At 30.5% G+C, this 18,458-nt stretch carries 18 protein-coding genes; 7 read left to right on the forward strand and 11 right to left on the reverse strand.

Annotated features, from left to right (window positions below):
- Positions 1-16 precede the first annotated feature (16 nt).
- The 5 genes from KKQ76_RS10720 to porW all read left to right on the forward strand — a co-directional run bounded on the left by KKQ76_RS10720 (position 17) and on the right by porW (position 5,629).
- Positions 17-922 carry a glycosyltransferase family 9 protein gene (locus tag KKQ76_RS10720; protein WP_213197523.1) on the forward strand — a complete coding sequence of 302 codons (906 nt, stop codon included), beginning with the start codon at positions 17-19 and terminating at the stop codon, positions 920-922.
- Between the two features lie 127 nt (positions 923-1,049).
- Positions 1,050-1,799 (forward strand): Rossmann-like and DUF2520 domain-containing protein, encoded by a 750-nt coding sequence (locus tag KKQ76_RS10725; RefSeq protein WP_213197134.1) that lies wholly within the window; start codon positions 1,050-1,052, stop codon positions 1,797-1,799.
- A gap of 83 nt (positions 1,800-1,882) precedes the next feature.
- Positions 1,883-2,401 carry a KdsC family phosphatase gene (locus tag KKQ76_RS10730; RefSeq protein ID WP_213197135.1) on the forward strand — a complete coding sequence of 173 codons (519 nt, stop codon included), beginning with the start codon at positions 1,883-1,885 and terminating at the stop codon, positions 2,399-2,401.
- Positions 2,402-2,521: 120 nt separating this feature from the next.
- Positions 2,522-3,082, forward strand: a complete 561-nt coding sequence (locus KKQ76_RS10735; RefSeq protein ID WP_213197136.1) for a Maf family nucleotide pyrophosphatase — start codon at positions 2,522-2,524, stop codon at positions 3,080-3,082.
- Between the two features lie 78 nt (positions 3,083-3,160).
- The gene (gene porW, locus KKQ76_RS10740; protein WP_213197137.1) at positions 3,161-5,629 is read left to right on the forward strand and encodes a type IX secretion system periplasmic lipoprotein PorW/SprE; all 2,469 of its coding nucleotides are present in this window, start codon (positions 3,161-3,163) and stop codon (positions 5,627-5,629) included.
- Between the two features lie 180 nt (positions 5,630-5,809).
- Here the strand turns inward: porW and tsaB are convergent, their stop codons facing one another.
- The 10 genes from tsaB to KKQ76_RS10785 all read right to left on the reverse strand — a co-directional run bounded on the left by tsaB (position 5,810) and on the right by KKQ76_RS10785 (position 15,236).
- On the reverse strand, positions 5,810-6,481 hold the full coding sequence (gene tsaB, locus KKQ76_RS10745; RefSeq protein ID WP_213197138.1) for a tRNA (adenosine(37)-N6)-threonylcarbamoyltransferase complex dimerization subunit type 1 TsaB: 672 nt from the start codon (positions 6,479-6,481) through the stop codon (positions 5,810-5,812).
- Between the two features lie 122 nt (positions 6,482-6,603).
- On the reverse strand, positions 6,604-8,355 hold the full coding sequence (locus KKQ76_RS10750; RefSeq protein WP_213197139.1) for a DUF2326 domain-containing protein: 1,752 nt from the start codon (positions 8,353-8,355) through the stop codon (positions 6,604-6,606).
- Positions 8,345-8,596, reverse strand: a complete 252-nt coding sequence (locus tag KKQ76_RS12825) for an ABC-three component system middle component 8 (protein ID WP_394369370.1) — start codon at positions 8,594-8,596, stop codon at positions 8,345-8,347. Before KKQ76_RS12825 ends, KKQ76_RS10750 begins: the two co-directional genes overlap by 11 nt.
- A 3-nt stretch (positions 8,597-8,599) precedes the next feature.
- Complete coding sequence (locus KKQ76_RS10755) at positions 8,600-9,511, reverse strand: ABC-three component system protein (protein WP_213197140.1); 912 nt, start codon at positions 9,509-9,511, stop codon at positions 8,600-8,602.
- A gap of 66 nt (positions 9,512-9,577) precedes the next feature.
- Positions 9,578-10,327: an SDR family NAD(P)-dependent oxidoreductase gene (locus tag KKQ76_RS10760; protein WP_213197141.1), complete on the reverse strand. Its 750-nt coding sequence runs from the start codon at positions 10,325-10,327 to the stop codon at positions 9,578-9,580.
- A 93-nt stretch (positions 10,328-10,420) separates the two neighbouring features.
- The gene (locus tag KKQ76_RS10765; RefSeq protein WP_213197142.1) at positions 10,421-10,792 is read right to left on the reverse strand and encodes a YraN family protein; all 372 of its coding nucleotides are present in this window, start codon (positions 10,790-10,792) and stop codon (positions 10,421-10,423) included.
- Between the two features lie 67 nt (positions 10,793-10,859).
- Positions 10,860-11,792, reverse strand: coding sequence for a S66 peptidase family protein (locus tag KKQ76_RS10770; RefSeq protein WP_213197143.1), 933 nt, complete (start codon positions 11,790-11,792; stop codon positions 10,860-10,862).
- Complete coding sequence (locus tag KKQ76_RS10775; protein WP_213197144.1) at positions 11,789-12,475, reverse strand: LysE family translocator; 687 nt, start codon at positions 12,473-12,475, stop codon at positions 11,789-11,791. The genes KKQ76_RS10770 and KKQ76_RS10775 overlap by 4 nt, the downstream gene beginning before the upstream one ends.
- A gap of 111 nt (positions 12,476-12,586) precedes the next feature.
- Positions 12,587-14,734 carry a ribonuclease R gene (rnr, locus tag KKQ76_RS10780; RefSeq protein ID WP_213197145.1) on the reverse strand — a complete coding sequence of 716 codons (2,148 nt, stop codon included), beginning with the start codon at positions 14,732-14,734 and terminating at the stop codon, positions 12,587-12,589.
- A gap of 70 nt (positions 14,735-14,804) precedes the next feature.
- Positions 14,805-15,236 (reverse strand): RpiB/LacA/LacB family sugar-phosphate isomerase, encoded by a 432-nt coding sequence (locus tag KKQ76_RS10785; RefSeq protein WP_213197146.1) that lies wholly within the window; start codon positions 15,234-15,236, stop codon positions 14,805-14,807.
- Positions 15,237-15,894: 658 nt separating this feature from the next.
- Here KKQ76_RS10785 and KKQ76_RS10790 point away from each other — a divergent pair.
- Both KKQ76_RS10790 and KKQ76_RS10795 read left to right on the forward strand, forming a co-directional pair.
- On the forward strand, positions 15,895-17,085 hold the full coding sequence (locus tag KKQ76_RS10790) for a phosphoglycerate kinase (RefSeq protein ID WP_213197147.1): 1,191 nt from the start codon (positions 15,895-15,897) through the stop codon (positions 17,083-17,085).
- A gap of 2 nt (positions 17,086-17,087) precedes the next feature.
- A complete protein-coding gene (locus KKQ76_RS10795) occupies positions 17,088-17,435 on the forward strand; it encodes a hypothetical protein (protein ID WP_213197148.1) in 348 nt (115 codons plus the stop codon).
- A 140-nt stretch (positions 17,436-17,575) separates the two neighbouring features.
- Here KKQ76_RS10795 and KKQ76_RS10800 read toward each other — a convergent pair whose 3' ends face one another.
- Positions 17,576-18,394 (reverse strand): class I SAM-dependent methyltransferase, encoded by an 819-nt coding sequence (locus KKQ76_RS10800; RefSeq protein ID WP_213197149.1) that lies wholly within the window; start codon positions 18,392-18,394, stop codon positions 17,576-17,578.
- Positions 18,395-18,458 lie beyond the last annotated feature (64 nt).

Below are 18,458 nucleotides of genomic sequence, written 5' to 3' on the forward strand. Positions count from 1 at the left end.
TTTTGGAGATGTGGCGATGATTGTGCCTGTTCTAAAAGAATTTTTGGCACAAAATCCTGACACAGAAATTATTTTCGTTTCCAGAAAAAACTTTGCCGATTTATTCGATGGAGTAGAGCGATTGACTTTTCGTGGCGTAAATCTAGATGATTACAAAGGTTTTTTCGGGTTAAGAAAATTGGCTTTAGAACTGAAAAAGGAATTTCAGCCAGATTTTGTAGCGGATTTGCACAATGTTTTGCGCACTAAAATTCTGAGTTTTTTCTTCAAAAAAACCGCAACACTTGACAAAGGAAGAACCGAAAAAAAATTACTTACGAGAAAGGAAAATAAGATTAAAAAACCACTGAAACCAACTACAGAACGTTATGCAGATGTTTTCAGAAAATTAGGTTTTAAACTAAAACTTTCTCATCAATTATTCCCAAAATCTCAACAAAAATCTGGAATTGGATTTGCTCCTTTTGCTCAACATGCAGGAAAAATGCTTCCCATTGAAAAATCTTTAGAATTGGTAAAAACACTTTCTAAAAATTATCCAATTTATCTTTTTGGTGGCGGAAAAAAGGAAGTAGAAATTCTATCAAAATGGGAGCAAGAGATTGAAAATGTAACTTCTCTCGCTGGGAAACTTTCGCTTAAAGAAGAACTTCAGAAAATTTCGGAATTAGAACTCATGATTTCTATGGATTCTGCCAATATGCATTTGGCAAGTTTGGTGGGAACTAGAGTGGTTTCGGTTTGGGGAGCTACCCATTATTTCGCTGGATTTTTAGGATACGGACAGTCCGAAAAAGATATTGTAGAAATTACAGATTTAGCGTGCAGACCTTGTTCTGTTTTTGGCAACAAACCTTGTTTCAGAGGCGATTATGCTTGTCTTAATCAAATAGAAATTTCAGAAATCTTGAAGAAAATTTAGATTTAAGTTAATTCATAATTTTTTTTAAAACATCTAAGATGTTTTCTTAATGAACTTAATGCCTTAATAGAGACTTAATGTTTAAATTTTAATCTCAATAAATACTTGTATTTCTTATCTTTGCTCTATGCAAATTGTACTCATCGGTTCTGGAAATGTGGCATTTCACTTGACAAAAGCTTTTTCCGAAGCTCAAATTCCTATTTCTCAAATTTTTGGAAGAAATACCACCGAACTTCAGAAAATTTCGGAGCAATTTTCCATTCCTTTTTCTACGGAAACTCTTGTTGATGCTGATTTGTACATTATTTCTGTAAGTGATTCTTCGATTACTGAAGTCTCTTCTCTCATCAAAAACGAAAATGCTTTGGTAACGCATACTTCTGGTTCGGTTTCACGTGAAGCATTGAATGGAAATTACAGAAAATCAGTTTTTTATCCGCTTCAAACGTTTTCAAAATCTAAAAATTTAGACTATTCTAAAATTCCCTTTTTCATAGATGCAGAAAATGAAAATGATGAAGAAATTTTGAAAAATTTGGCTTCAAAGATTTCTAAAAATGTAATGCTTGCCAATGATGAAAAAAGAAAATACATTCATTTGACAGCGGTTTTTGCTTGTAATTTTGTGAATCATTTGTACGCGAGAGCCAAGGAAATTTCTGACAGTCAAGGAATTCCGTTTGATTATTTCTTACCATTAATTGACGAAACTACCCAAAAAATTCATGAATTAGAACCAAAATTAGCACAAACTGGACCTGCTATTAGAAATGATGAAAAAGTGCTGAAACTTCATGAATCTTTATTAACCGATGAAGAAAAACTAAAAATCTATAAAACCTTAAACGAATCGATAAAGAAAATGTATCATTGATTTTAGATGTACGATTTTAGATTTACGAATAACTTTTTTCAAAATCTCAAATCTCAAATCTCAAATCTCAAATCGTAAATTTTATGAGTCATTTAGAAAAATTAAAAAATATAAAAGCCTTTGTTTTTGATGTAGACGGCGTTTTCACAGACGGTAGCGTTTATCTATTACCAGAAGGAAATATGTGCAGAGTGATGAATGTTTTAGATGGTTTTGCAGTGGTAAAAGCATTGAAAAAAGACTATAAAATCTGCGTGATTACAGGTGGAGATGATCCCATGGTTCGTCACAGAATTCATTATTTAGGCATCACAGATTATTATGCAAAAGTGCATCATAAATTAGAAAAATTCGAAGAGTTTAAAACCAAATATAATCTTCAAAACGAAGAAATTCTTACGATGGGAGATGATATTCCAGACATCAAAATGATGAAAATTTCTGGAATTTCAGCTTGTCCACCCAATTCTGTGGCAGAAGTGAAAGAAATTTCGGACTATATTTCTCCTGTTTATGGTGGAAAAGGTGCTGTAAGAGACGTGATAGAACAGGTCATGAAAGTGCAAGGAACTTGGATTGACGATGATACGCAGTCGATATAATTTGATGATGTGATAATTTGATGATGTGATAATTTGATGATGTGATAATTTGGTAATGTGATAATTTGGTAATGTGATAATTGATTAACTTTATAAATTCTCCTAAATCCTAAATCCTAAATGAAAATATTACTCGGCTCTAATTCACCCAGAAGAAAAGAACTTTTACAAAGTTTAGGTTTTGATTTTGAGGTGGTTTCTATAAATTGTGACGAAGTTTTTCCAGAAAATTTATCCGTAGAAAATATTGCAGGATACCTTTCTGAACTCAAAGCAGATGCTTATAGAAATTTAGAAAAAAATGAAATTTTGCTCACTTCTGATACCATTGTTACTTTTGAAGGAAAAGTTCTCGGAAAGCCTAAAAATAGGGAAGAAGCGGTAGAAATGCTTCAACATTTATCGGGGAAAACTCACCAAGTTTACACCGCTGTTTCATTTAAAAGTTCTGAAAAAATTATCACTAAAACAGATGTTGCAGATGTAGAATTTTCAGAAATTACTGACCTAGAAATCAATTTTTACATCGAAAATTATCATCCTTTTGACAAAGCTGGAAGTTACGGAATTCAGGAATGGTTAGGCATGGCTAAAATCTCTAAAATCAATGGCAGTTTTTACACGATTATGGGATTGCCAACACATTTGGTTTACGAAACTTTAAAAGATTTAGGTTTCTAAAAAATTCCTTATTTTTACTGAATGTTTTTATGCCTCAATCACAATAAATTGTGGCAATTTCAGTTATTAAAACACTCCATGAAAAAATATATACTTCTCGCTTTAGGTTCTGCATTTTTTTTGGCTTGTTCGCCAAGAAAAGATGGCTATTTGAACCGTAAATATCAAGGTTTCACCACTTTTTACAATGTTTTGTTCAATGGAGAAGAAGCGCTCAATGCCGAATTGAAACAGCGAGATAAATCTTATAGAGATAATTTTCATGCGCCTTACATTAAATTACTCACTTACGAAGAGCAAATTTCTTCTGCTCAAATGGAAAATTTAGGCGTTTCTGATAACGAAGAAGGAGTAGCACCAGAAGATTTTTACAGAGATGACACCGAAACTGGAGCTTCTGTTGCCAATACTGGAACCAGCACTTTAGAAATCGCAGAAATGAAGGCTCAAAAAGCCATTGATAAACATTCGATGATGTTTAAGGGCGAAGAAAAAAACAAAACTATTTTTGATGCTTATCTTGTATTAGCAAAAGCAAGATTGTTCCAAAATAAGCCTTTAGAAGCACTTGACGCACTTAATACAGTTCAAAAAATTTATAAAAAAGACAAGAGACTTTCTTTAGCCAAAGTTTACGAAGCCTACACTTACGGAAAAATGAAGGATTATTATCGCGCAGATGAAACCTTCCGTGAACTGAAAGAAAATAAAAAACTCAAAAAATCTGAGAAAAAATTACTGAGTATTTTCTATTCGGAAATGCTTTTAAACGCTGGTAAAAAGGAAGAAGCTGTAGCAGAATTAGAAAGTGCGTATAAACTTAATAAAAACAAAAAATTAAGAAGCAGAATTGCTTTTCTTCGTGGACAAATCCTTGCCAATCTTGGCAAAAATGAAGAAGCGAGAGAAAGTTTTGTCACCGCTTATAAAAACGCCAGAAATTTTGAATTTGAAGTAAAATCTCAAGTAGAAATTGCCAAAACTTTCAACGGAAAAGACGATGATTACGAAGGCGCAAAAGAATATTTGGAAAAAATCAGTAAAAAAGGAACCTATGCTTCTAGAAAAAATGAATTCTATTATGCGCTAGGTTTAATGGCAAAAAAAGCGGGTAAAAATGAAGAAGCACAAGAATTTTTCCAGAAATCTATTAAAGAAAAAGTATCAGATCCTCAAGTTAGAGGTTTGGCTTACTATGAAATCGGGAAAAAGTTTTTCGAAGATAATGACTATTTAAGCGCTGGTGTTTATTACGATTCTGCTTACGTTGCAATGAATTATGCCCCTGCAAAAGAAGAACTGAAATCGCTTACCGAAAACATAAAAGACATTTCTAAAAATTATTATCTCATCAAAAAGAACGACAGCATTCTGAAACTGACTAAAATGTCTAATGATGAGCGAATTGCCTTTTTCAACAAACATATTGAAGGGATAAAAGCCAAAGAAGCTAAAGAAGAACTGGAACGTAAAAAAGCAGAAAAAGAAAGCAAAAACAGAGTAGAAACCGTAGATTTTGCCTTGCTAGGAAATACAGATAACAACAATTCTTTCTTGGATTTTAATGGAAGTAAAGGCTTCTATTTTGCTAATCAAGCCAATATTTCTAAAGGCGAAAAAGAATTTAAGCAAATCTGGGGAAATAGAGCACTTACCGACAATTGGCGAACTTCTACCAAAATGAATTCTATAGAAGATCTTAAAAATGAAGCACTCGGAATTACGGCTGCTCCAGATCCTAGAAGATATGAACCTGATTTCTACATTGAAAAAATTCCGACCAAAACAGAAGAAATTTTAGCACTCAAAAAAGACAGAGATACGGCAAGTCTTGGTCTGGGAAGAATGTACGAAAACTTCTTTTCTAATACTTCTTTAGCTACCAAAACATTGTACGATTTGGTAGATTCTAAGACTGATGAAGAAACCGAATTGCAAGCATTGTATCAGATTTTTTCTATGAATTATGAAAAAAATCCTAGTGCTGCAGAACGTGCGAAACAATTGATCTTAGAGAAATATCCTTACACTTCTTATGCGGAATTTGTGAAAAACCCTAAGAAAGCAGATTTCACCACTTCTGATTCTGAGGTAGAAAAAATCTATACACAAGCTTTTGCTCTTTACTCCGAAGAAAAATTTGATGATTCTAAAAAATTGATTGAAGAAACCTTACAGAAATATCCAAAAGATGTTTTGGTTCCTAAATTTACCTTGTTGAATGCCTTTAACACTGGAAAAACTGCAGGAAAAGAAATCATGATTCTTCAATTAGAACAATTAATGCTGAATTATGCGAAAACTCCTGAAGGTATAAAAGCAAAGGAAATGCTTCAATATCTAAAAAGCGATATAAAAGTGGAACAGTTTGATGATAATGGAAATCCTATCTCACCGAAAAATGAACCAGCAGTTGCGCCTCAGAATGTGAATTCTAGCTCTACAAATCCTGAAAGAATTCAGCAAAATAATTCTAAACAAAGGAATTTGCAAGAAATGCAACAAGATGATCCGTTGCAACCAAAAGATTTAAAACCTAAAAAATAAGCAGTTTTCTCAACTCAAAGTTTAAATTTTCTACACTCTTTAATAGAGTGAGCAAAGTTTTTTCGCTTTGGCGAATGAAAAAGCAGACGCTTAAAAGGCGAATTTATTCGCTTCTTTGCTATCTTAATTTTATACCAATTTTTAAGAAATCTTTGCGTGATAAATAGGAAGGATTGAAGATTATGATTTCTTCTTTACCCCGTGGAAATCTTTTAAATAAAACGGCTCGAAATACGCCACGTCTTCAAAATCTTGTCGGTTGAATTTCTCCACCGCTTTTTTGATGAGATATTTCGCAGATGGATACACATTTTCATTAAAATCTGCTCCCGAAATTTGTAAAATCTCTTGCGCTTTTTTGGCTCCATCTCCTATGAAAAGGATTTTTTTGCCTTCTAATTCTTTGAAAGATTGTTCATCTAAGATTTTTGCTTCCGTCTCCGTCAACATCTCCCCTGAATTTCCATCAAAAACAGCGCAATAAACCTCCATTCTTCTTGCATCGATTAATGGAATGATTACATCATAGTTTTGACCTAAAAACGGCTCTATCATCGTTTCCAGAGAATTTACAGCAATGAGAGGAACTTTCAAGCCATAACAAAACCCTTTTGCAGAAGCTGCGCCAATTCTAAGTCCGGTGTAAGAACCTGGACCTTTTCCAAGGGAAACTGCTTCAATATCTTTCAGAGAAATTTCTGCGCCTTCTAAAGCCCATTCTACAAAAGTGTGTAGCGATTCTGACTGTTTATAGTTTTCTGAAACTTCTTCGCAAAGACATAATAATTCTTCGCCATCAGAAATAGCAACTGAACAGTTTTTAGACGAGGTTTCTATATGGAGGATTTTCATTTTTGATGTGATAATTTGAAAATGTGATGATGTGATAATTTTTGCAAAGATTTTCTAAAATTTCATTTTTATGCTTTGTAATATACTCTATAGTATATTCATTATATAATGAATATATACTTTTAAAAACTATTTAAAAATAATTTACCTTTATTATCTTTATCATTTAGTCTTAAGCAAATATCATTTTTTTCAATTATATTAGGCATTTCTTTTGGCAAATCAGAATCAATTAATGTAATAATATATTGTAAATCGTATTTTTCACAAAGTTCTTTTACGAGTTTAATATATCTAATTTTTATTCTATCATCAAGTCCTTCTAACACTCCATCGTGATATACAAATTTATAAAATGATTTATTTGAAAAATTAACTAGTAATGATAAATCAAAAGCAACACATAATAGTTTTTTGTAGGTTGTACCTTGAGATTCAGAAGTATTTAACAAATCTACTTTATTTTGATAATCAGCATTAAACTCAATATTTCCTTGGTTATTTAATTTTAAGGAAATTAAAGCATTGGTATCTAAAATCTCTTTAATTATTGAGTTGAAAATTTTGTTAATATTTGAATGTTTTCTTTCAGATAAAGCGTCTTTTAATGCTAAAACATAATTTGCTATTGATTCTTTTTTTTCTGCGATATCATTTTCTATGATTAAAGAGTTGTCAATTGCTTGAATTTTATCATCAATTCTTTCAACTTCTACTTCTAATGAAACGGTTTTTCTCTGATATTCTTTAAACTTTTTATAACTATCTTTCTGAGTTAATAATGATAATAATTCTCCTTTTTGATTTTCAATTTCTCGAATTTTTATGTTCAAATCTAAATATTCCTTTTTCAATTCAGTGAGAGTTTCCAAAAGATATTTTTTACGCTCAATAGTTAATGATTTTTGAAAATTAATTAAATCATTATATTCTTTTTTTAATTGTTGCGGATAATATAAATTCACTTCTTCAAACAAATCACTAATCGTTTTATTATCAATATCATCATTGATATCAGATAATGAAGATTCTATTTTATTAATTTCGAAGGAAATTCTATATCTATCAGTATTAAATGCTTGAAGTTGTACGTCTATTTCTTCAACAAGTTTTTTGTTTGTTAGAATATCTTCTTTAAAAAAATTGAATTTATCTATTAATGTTCTAACTTCAAAAAGTTCATTTTTTTTAATTTCCAAAAGACCTTCAAGTCTGTCCTTTTCAGAAGTATCAATTTGTGCCTCTAATTTCAGGGTTTTTACTTTTCCCTTTAAGAGGTCGATTTCTTCTTCTATTTCTAATTTCTCTAAGATCAATTTTCCATTAAATCCAAGCAAATCAAAAACAAAAGGCTTCCAATCTTTATGTTTGCCTTTAAATTTATTTAACTTGAAGACATCTAAATAATCTTGTTGACTTCTTAAGAAATAAGTTATTGATTTTCTGTAATCCCAATTTGGTAAGATATTAAAGTTTAGAAACTCATTTAGTCTTGCCTTAGCTTTTTTTAATGTTAGTTCTTCGTCCCAATTAATATCTAATTCAAAATTATTTAGCTTTGAATCATTTAGCTTAAATGATATTTTAGTTGGAGTATTTATAGAACGTTTTATTAGTAAATATTTTCCGCTATTTAACTTTAATTCACCGTAAAATTCCTGTCCAATAAAAATATCATTACCTAATAATTTATCCGTGTTTTTGTCAAAACTTGATAAAAGTAAAAAATCAATAACTCTTATTAAAGATGTTTTTCCTAAATTATGGGTATCTTCTTTTTTATCACTTTCTATGAACGCAACAATAGCATTGAATCTTTCATTAAATTCAATATTTTTAAAGTTTTTATTAGAATAAATTTTACTAATCTTCATCGTTGTTGCTTAGTAGTTTTACAGCATCAATATTTTTTAAATATTGAATTTTACCTATTGCAAATAAGAAAGTTAGAGCAAAATCAAAATTGTTTTTTGACTTAATTCCGATTTTATGAATTAACATTTCTTTTAAATCGTCATACTTAATTATGCCTTCTTTTGTTAAAAACGACAATATCTTTCCTGCAATATATATCACAGAAAATTTAATGTTAGTATGTTTAGTTGGCTTTAGCATGGATTATTCATTAATACCAATATCACAATTATAATACATATAATGAAGAAAAAGGCGAACCAAATTTCGATTGTTACTTAATTCGGGATTATTATCAATTATGAACTTGTATAAATAATTAAAAATCATATCAAATTTATCAAAATCGTCTCGGTGTACAATAATTTCTTCATTAATATCATCTATAGTATTTTCATATTTATTCAGATATTCCGAGTTGATAGGATCCATTAAAAATTCTCTGATTTGATCTAAATAAATGAGTTTCTTTTTTATGACATTGTTAAAATACTCTTTACTCAAATTATTTAATTGATTTTTCTTTTCAATATCTCTTTCTGGAATTTCTGGCAAATTACCTTTTTTCTTATCTATTTTACTAAAAGAATTAATTATTTCTTTTAAGTCATTTTCATCAAAACTAAGAGGCAATAAAAGTTTATTTAGATTTAAAGTTTTTGCAATAGTTGGGTATTGTTTTAACCAAAGTTCAATTGTTTCTAAACCAATTACTCTATTCTCTATTTCTGTTTTCCCATCAAAAATATCTTCAATTTTAGGATGCTGAACACCGCTTAGTTTTCTGTTGGTAAAAAGCAAATAAAAATCTATTTTATTTCTCTCTTTTAATTTTTGAATAGCAGGAATCACACTTGTCTTTAAAATTGTTTGAAAGTCGCTTTCTGAACAACTTGCATTGTTTCTTTGAGTGTGTTTTGCTTGAATAATAACTTTTCCACTCCATGGTTTTGATTTACTCGGAAATTTATTAGCTATCCCATTAAATTCAGCATCTCTTCCTCCGTCTTTTCCATCAGTAAAAACTACAGTTCCTGTTCCTAAAATCTCACTACATATTAGTGCTACAAGGTTTTCAAATTCTGTATATGTTAAATTTTCTAATGGATATATCATATTAATTTAATTACAAAGATATTAAATTAGGCTAAAAATATTAGTCTTGTAAATTTATAATAAAATTTACTTCCTAAAAATTGTTCTCGGTTCTGCTTGTGCTTTTGGATAAATGCATAATTCTGCAATAGAAACTCTTTCTGGTGCATTTACACAATACGAAATCGCATCTGCAATATCTTCTGCTTTTAGTGCTTCATAACCAGCATAAACAGTAGCAGCTCGTTGTTCATCTCCTTTGAATCTTACTTTAGAAAAATCAGTTTCTACTGCTCCTGGTTGGATATTAGTCACTTTGATTCCAAATTCTGTAAGTTCTATTCTCATTCCTTCGGAAATAACGTCTACAGCGCGTTTTGATGCGCAATATACCACACCATTTGCATACGTTTGTCTCGCAGCAACCGAAGAAATATTGATGATATGACCTGTATTTCTCGCTTTCATGATTTTAATAATCGGTTGAGAAACATAGAGCAATCCTTTTACATTTCCGTCCATCATCGCATCCCAATCTGCAATATTTCCTTCGGAAATCGATTCTAATCCATGAGCGTTTCCTGCATTATTCACCAAAACATCTATGTTTTTCCATTCTTGTGGAAGTGAATGGATGGCATTTTCTACTTCTTCTTGGTTTCTTACATCAAAAACCAAACTGTACAATTCTGTTAAATTGCTTAATTCGATTTGTAATTGCTCTAAAACTTCTTTTCTACGACCACAAATGATCAATCTATGACCTTGTTTAGCAAAAGTTTCTGCGGTAGCTTTTCCAATTCCTGAAGTTGCACCGGTGATGAATATTGTTTTCATTTTAATATTTTTTTCTCGCGGATTTAGCAAATTATGCTGATTTTATAATTAATTTTTAAAAAATTTCTGCATAATCAGCACAGAATGCGAGAGTTAATTCGCATCAAATGCTTCAAAAGCGTCTTCTAAATGTGAAATTTTAAGTTTTCCTGATTCGTCTGGAAGGACAGAAATAATATCAAACCTTACTTCTTTGTCTATATTTAGAGATTTTAGGTATTCGTCTGTGGCAGAAACGATGGATTTAATTTTCTTTTTGGTCACCGCTTCATGAGGTTCCATAAAAATATCAGTTCCTCTCGCTTTTACTTCTATCACTACTATTTTCCCTTCAAATTCTGTAATGATATCTACTTCTGCTTTTTGAAAACGAAAGTTTTTGGCCAAGATTTTATAGTTTTTTTCGACTAAAAATTGCTCTGCCAATTCTTCTGCGAGTTTTCCAAAATCATTGTGTTCTGCCATAATATTTAAACACAGAGAGCTCCGAGTTTTCACTGTGAACACTGTGAATTCTCTGTTTCACTGTGGTTTATAAAATTTTTACTAATCCTTTTTCCTCAACTTCCATCTTTACCTTACTTCCTATAATTAATGGTCTATTGTCAAAAATATGTCCATTTGGAAAACCAAAAAGAGTAGGAAAGTTGTATTTTTTGATTCTTTCAGCAATGATTTCGTAAGCAAATTCATCGAATGATTCCTCGTAGTTTTTATTTTCTTTTTCGTCTCCCATATTGGTCATTCCACCGATTATTAAACCTTTAATTTTTCTGAAAACGCCTGCCAAATCTAGACTTATCAACATTCTGTCAAGCGCATAAAAATTCTCGCCAATGTCTTCTATGAAAAGAATTTTATCTTTAAAATCAAATGAATACGGAGTTCCTAAAAGTGCATAAATCAAAGCTAAATTTCCGCCAATGAGCTCTCCTTCTGCTTTTCCTTTTTTATTGAGTTGATGTTTTTCTACGGAATAATGGATTTTTTTTCCTTCTAAAATTTTGAAAATATCTTCATAGCTTCCTTCAGAAACCCCGAAACTCGCTGTTTTAACGGTTTGTCCGTGAATAGAAGCGAAATTATTTTTCAGTAAATAACTGTTAATGACTGTATTATCAGAATAACCAATGTACCATTTCGGATTTTCTCTAAATTCTGAAAGTTTGAGATGTCTCAATAAATGCTGACAACCATAACCACCTCTTGAAGCCCAAATTGCTGAAATTTCTGGGTAATTGAAAGCCCAATTTAAATCCTGAATTCTTTCTTTTTCGGTTCCTGAATAGTTGTATCCGTTTTCAAATTTTCCAAGAGTATATTTTCCTAAAATAGCTTCGTAGCCTTTTGATTTTATCAAACTGATGGTGCTCTGAAGTGATGCTTCTTCTACAAATCCTGCAGGAGAAATAATGGCTATTTGGTCACCTTTTTTTAAAGTTTTAGGAAAAATAATATTTTTCATTTTGCTTTTTGATAGAGAATTTCTTTGCTTTCTGCTTCTTCTAAACGTTTATCAAACTGATTGAATTTTTTATAACTCTGCAGAAAGATGAAAAAACTAAAAATAATAAGAATAATTCCTACAGTTTTTCTGATTTTATTGGCTAAATTTTGGGTCAATTTATAGTGAAATTGCTTGGCTAATAGTATTTTGAGTAAATCTATTACAAGATAAGTCGCAATCACTAAACTAATATAAAGCATGAAATTCTGCAAATCTGGATATTCATTTCTCACCGAAATTACGGTAACCAACCAAAATAAAATAACCCCTACATTCAAAATATTGAACAAGAAACCATTTACAAAGGTTTTGAAATAATTTTGACTGATGATTTTTTTCTCATTAGCAACGTGCATTTGAGTTTTGGTAAGCATCATAAAAATTCCGTAAACCAAAATAATAAGCGCTGTAATTCTGTAAAATCCTGGATGTTTGTCTATAAGTTCTACCAAGTCTGCGCTGGCAAAATAAGCAGCTACAATACACAAAATATCTGCAGTAATCACGCCTAAATCTAATGCCAATGCATGACGATGACCTCTACAAAAACTAGTCTCAATCAATAAAAAGAATATTGGTCCTATGAAAACAAGACTCAACATAAATCCTAATCCGATTGCCGAAAGTATAAGTTCAAGCATTTAACAAAGGTAAGAAATAAGTATTTAAAGATTAATATTTTTTAAAACTTTGCTTGTTGTTTGAACTAAAATCTTACAAATTTTAAAGTTAATTCTTTGCGATTTATAGTATTAATCCACCACTTTAAAATCTAATTGTTTAGCTACCAAATTTGCTTTCACCACTTTAATTTTTATGGTGTCCCCTAATTGATAGGTTTTACCTGTTCTCATTCCTACGATAGAATGGCTTTTAGCTTCATGGAAATAAGAATCATCCATCAAATCACGCAATTTAATTAAACCTTCTGCGCCGTTTTCTGGAATTTCTACCCAGAATCCGAAGTCTGCAGTTCCAGAAATCACCCCTTCGAAAACTTCTCCTACGTGTTTTTCCATGAATTTTACTTGCATAAATTTAATAGAATCTCTTTCTGCATCTGATGCGAGACGTTCCATATCACTGCAATGTTTGCAATATTCTTCGTATTCTGCAGCAAAAGGAGATTTTCCACCATCTAAATAGTGTTGTAACAAACGGTGAGCGATTAAATCTGGATATCTACGAATAGGAGAGGTAAAGTGCGAGTAATATTCGAATCCTAAACCGTAATGCCCAATAGGATTGGTAGAATAAACTGCTTTACTCATGCTTCGCATGGCAAGAGTTTCAATCATGTTTTCTTCACCTTTTCCTTTTACATCTCGCAATAAATTATTGAGAGATTCTGCTACTTTTTTAGAATTGGCAAGATTCATTTTGTACCCGAAAGTACTTACAAATTCTCGCAATGCTTCTAATTTTGTAGGATTAGGATCATCGTGAACTCTATACACAAAAGTATTTCCCGTAGTTTCTCCTTTTCTATTTAATGAAACAAATTCAGATACTTTTCTGTTCGCTAAAAGCATAAATTCTTCAATCAAATGATTAGAATCTTTGCTGATTTTAAAATAAACACCAATAGGTTCATTATTTTCGTCTAAATTGAATCTTACTTCACTTCTGTCAAACGTAATTGCTCCATTTTTAATTCTATTTTTTCTTAGAATTTTAGCGAGTTTATCTAATACCAGTATTTCTTCTGCCAATTCGCCTGTTTTCGTTTCAATTCGTTCTTGCGCTTCTTCATAGGTAAATCTTCTGTCTGAATGAATAACTGTTCTTCCAAACCATTGATTTTGAACTTCAGCTTTGTCATTCAATTCAAAAACTGCAGAAAATGTGAATTTATCTTCATTGGGACGAAGCGAACAAACATCATTACTCAAAACCTCAGGAAGCATTGGAACTACTCTGTCTACCAAATATACAGAAGTAGCTCTATTATAGGCTTCATCATCTAAAATAGTTCCCGGTCTTACGTAATGCGAAACGTCTGCAATGTGAACACCAATTTCCCAGTTTCCATTTTCTAATTTCTGTAAAGAAAGGGCGTCATCAAAATCTTTCGCATCTTTTGGGTCAATGGTAAAAGTGAGAATGTTACGCATATCTCTGCGTTTTTTCACTTCTGCAGCGGTAATTTTTCTATCAATTTTATCTGCTTCTGCTTCTACTTCTGGTGGAAATTCATAAGGTAAACCATATTCTGCTAGAATAGAGTGGATTTCAGTTTCATGTTCTCCAGGAAGTCCCAAAACTTGGATAATTTCGCCTTCTGGATTTTTAGAATTCGCATCCCAATTCAGCATTTTTACCACAACTTTTTCGCCATCTTTAGCGCCGTTTATTTTATTTTTCGGGATAAAGAAGTCGTTGTTGATTTGTTTTTTGTCAATAACTACAAATCCAAAATCTTTATGCGGAACAAACTGAAAAGTTCCTACAAAAGTATCATTTGCACGTTCTAGAACTTCTAAAACAGAACCTTCTAGTTTTTTACCTTTAAAATGATAGGTGACGATAAGAACGGTGTCACCTTGCAACGCATCTTTTACATTTTTTTGATGAATAAAAACATCATCTTCTATTCCTTCTACTTTTACATAGGCATTTCCATTGGCTGCAAAATCGATAACTCCTGTTAACGTATCGGTAATTTGAAGGTTTACAATGTATTTATTTTTCTCCGTTTCCTTAATTTTATCTTCGGCTTTCAATTTATGAAGTGCCTGAATAACGAGTTCTCTTTGTCTAGGATTTTTATATTCTATTCCGTCTGCAATCTGTTTGTAATTGTATATTTTAGACGCTTTTTTATTCATAAAACGCAGAATGAGTTTCCCAATATCGCGAAGTTTCTGGTCTTGTTTTTGTGATTTATGTTGTTGTTTCATATTTTGTTTTAGTGTTTTTTTAATTTTTATAAATTTAAATAAAAATCTCCAACTTTCGTCGGAGATGGTTTTATTTACAAGTAATTTTATCTACTCTGTTTTGATGTCTTCCTCCTTCGAAATCGGTGGTGAGAAATTTCTCTATGATTTCTAGCGCCAATTCTTTGGCAATAAATCTGGCAGGCATTGCTATCATATTACAATTATTATGTTGTCGAGATAATTCTGCAATTTCTGGCATCCAAGCTAATGCACATCTTATTCCTTGGTGTTTATTGGCACTTAATTGTACGCCTTGTCCGCTTCCACAAAATAAAATTCCAAATTCACAATCTCCGTTTTCTACAGCACTTGCAGCAGGATGTACAAAATCTGGATAATCTACAGAATCTAAACCATGGGTTCCAAAATCTACCAATTCATATTTTCCTTCTAATTGTTTCTTTGCAAATTCCTTGTATTCATAGCCTGCGTGATCTGCGGCGATTGCTATTTTTTTCATTTTATTCTTATTATTTCTACAAAATTAACACTTTAAATGTGAATTGTGGATTAAATTTAAAAATCGATTTTTTAAATAAGCTTTAAAATCAAGTGTTTAAGAAAATCTTGGCAAATTACTTTTAATTGTATCATCCTAATTTACAGTATTTTAAGAGAATGTTACACAATTATTAACAGAATGTTAATTACTATGTTTAAAACTTCTGCTAAATAAAATAAAAAGTTAAAGAATTTTTGTGTAATAGAAAAAATCTTGCAAGATTATAGATTTTGTTTATCTATTTTTTTGAGGTCAAATTCTTTAGTTTTTCCATAACAACTTTTTCAATATATGTATGAAATAATAGATATTCACAATTGTTAGTAAAGCATTTATTTATATGATTATGAGAATATTATAATATGGAAAACTTATGAATTGTACTACAACTCTTTCCGTAAAAAAATTAGAAAATAGTTTTCCCCATTATTCACAACTACAACAATAGTATTCATTTCTTTTTTTATTAAAAAGAAGAAAATATGTTAGAAAATGTTTTTCGTCAGTTTGTGGAAATTTTTCTCAGGATTTTTCTTTTTGCCATTTTAGAAATCTTAAATTTGTAAAGCTTTAAAAAAAGCAGAATAATCTAAAAACTTTAAAAAGAAAAAAATTTATGAAAACCATTAATGATATCAATTTCGCTGGAAAAAAAGCATTAATTAGAGTAGATTTCAATGTACCTCAAGATGAAAATAAAAAAGTAACGGATAATACCAGAATAGTTGCTGCAAAACCTACGATTGATAAAATCTTAAATGATGGAGGTTCTGTAATTATCATGACGCATCTTGGTAGACCAAAAGGTAAAGTAAATCCAGAGTTTTCTCTTTCTCAAATAGTAGATGAAGTTTCTAAAGTTCTAGGTAAAGAAATGAAATTTGCTTCTGATTGTATTGGTGAAGTTGCGGAAAAAGCAGCTGCTGATCTTCAAGCAGGAGAAATTTTATTGTTAGAAAACCTTAGATTTTATAATGAAGAAGAAGCTGGAGATGAAGAATTTGCAGGAAAATTAGCAAAATTAGGTGATGTTTATGTAAATGATGCGTTTGGTACGGCTCACAGAGCACATGCTTCTACTGCTGTAATTGCTAAATTTTTCCCATCAACTAAATTTTTCGGTTTATTGATGGCTAAAGAATTAGAAGCGATAGATAAAGTATTAGGAAGTGGTGAAAAACCAGTAACTGCTATTTTGGGTGGTTCTAAAGTTTCTACTAAAATTACCATTATCGAAAATATTTTACCAGCAGTTGATAATTTAATTATCGGAGGTGGAATGTCTTTTACTTTTATTAAAGCTTTAGGCGGAAATATCGGAACTTCTTTATTAGAAGCTGATAAAATGGATTTGGCTTTAGAAATTTTAGAAAAAGCTAAATTAAATAATGTAAAAGTTTTCTTACCTGTAGACGTAATTGCTGCAGATGAATTTAATAATGATGCACATAGAGAAGAGGTAGATATTTATCACATTCCAGAAAATATGATGGGAATGGATGCAGGTTCTAAAACTAGAGAAATCTTCCATGATGTGATTATGAATTCTAGAACTATCCTTTGGAACGGACCGATTGGAGTTTTTGAAATGGAGAATTTCTCAGCTGGAACTAAAGCTTTAGGAGACAGTATAGACGAAGCAACTCAATTAGGAGCTTTCTCTTTAGTTGGAGGAGGAGATTCTGTAGCGTTTGTAAAACAAAACGGATATGCTGATAAAGTTTCGTATGTTTCAACAGGAGGAGGTGCTATGTTAGAATCTTTAGAAGGTTTAGAACTTCCAGGAGTTGCTGCGATTAATAATTAATTTTGTTTGAATTAGATACAAAATCTAGATTAATAATAATAGGAATGATTTTCGTTCCTATTATTTTAATTCTAGTTATAAGTGAAATTACTGGTTTAACAGAAAGACAGTATAAAGAAGAAATTTTAAAAAATAATTATAAGGCAAAAATTGATTGTATTTTTATAGATAGATATAATCACTCAGAACCAACTATTCTTCTAGATAACAAAAAAACTATTTCTAATTATTTTATTTTTAAAAAAAATAGGATTAGAATTGGAGATAGTTTAATTAAATCAAAAAATTCATTTTTTATTATCCATAAACGAAATGATTCAATTTTAAATAAAGTGAACATTTACAAATAAAAAATCTTCAGAAATTTTTCTGAAGATTTTTTTGTTTTATAAAAGGGAAGATTTTTTAAAGTATAAAATTTCCAAAAACTTGAAATTTTAATCAAAATAGCTGAAAATTGACTTTCATAAATAGCTTAAAAATCGATTTTCTAGATTTTTTTGATAATATATACCAAACTTGAAAATTCGCCGTTTTTTAATGCTTTTATGTTAGAAATAGCTCCAAGAATTCCTCCAAAAATCCAAAAAAATGGTTTTTTCTTATATTTTTCACTCAAAATTGAAATATAATAAGAATCGAGTAGGAGAGGTTTTATTTTTTCTAATTTCCAATTTTCGGTGTTGAAAAATTTTTCCATTCCTTTTTTTGAGAAATGAAAAATATGACGAGGTACATCATAAGCTGCCCAAAAATCTTTATAATATTTTGCATCGAAAGAAGTACAGTTGGGAACCGCAATTATTAAATGACCGTTTGATTTTAATTTGTTATAAAATAATGAGAGTATCTCAGTCTGATTTTCGATATGTTCGAAAACATGCCAAAGTGTAATCACATCTAAACTACCGTTTTCAATTTCATTTAAGTTTTTTATAAACTTTGTTTTAGTAGTTTTTTGCTTGGCAAAATTTCTTGCAGCGTCACTCGGTTCATATCCGAAAGTTTGGACATCATTTTCTATATGTTTTAAAAATTCACCTGCACCGCAACCATAATCTAGAACTTTAGCATTTTCGAAACTTACAGAAGAAAGAATATTTCTTTTATAATTTAAATTAAAAGATTGAGCAAATTTGTAAATTTTTTCTTTTAAAGAATTAGAATCTTGGTGATGAGAAATGTAATCTTTACTCTCATAATACTTACCTAAATTTTCTGGAATAGGGTAAGTTTTAAAAATTCCTTCTATTTCGGTTTCTTTAATTTCGAAAATTTCTTTGCTTAAAAAATGATCTTTTATTTTCATATTTAATTTGCTAAGTCCAATCTAAATTTATTACAAATTTCAAAAATGTTTCACGTGAAACATT

Origin of the sequence: Cloacibacterium caeni, assembly GCF_907163105.1 — a bacterium.
Lineage (GTDB): Bacteria > Bacteroidota > Bacteroidia > Flavobacteriales > Weeksellaceae > Cloacibacterium > Cloacibacterium caeni_A.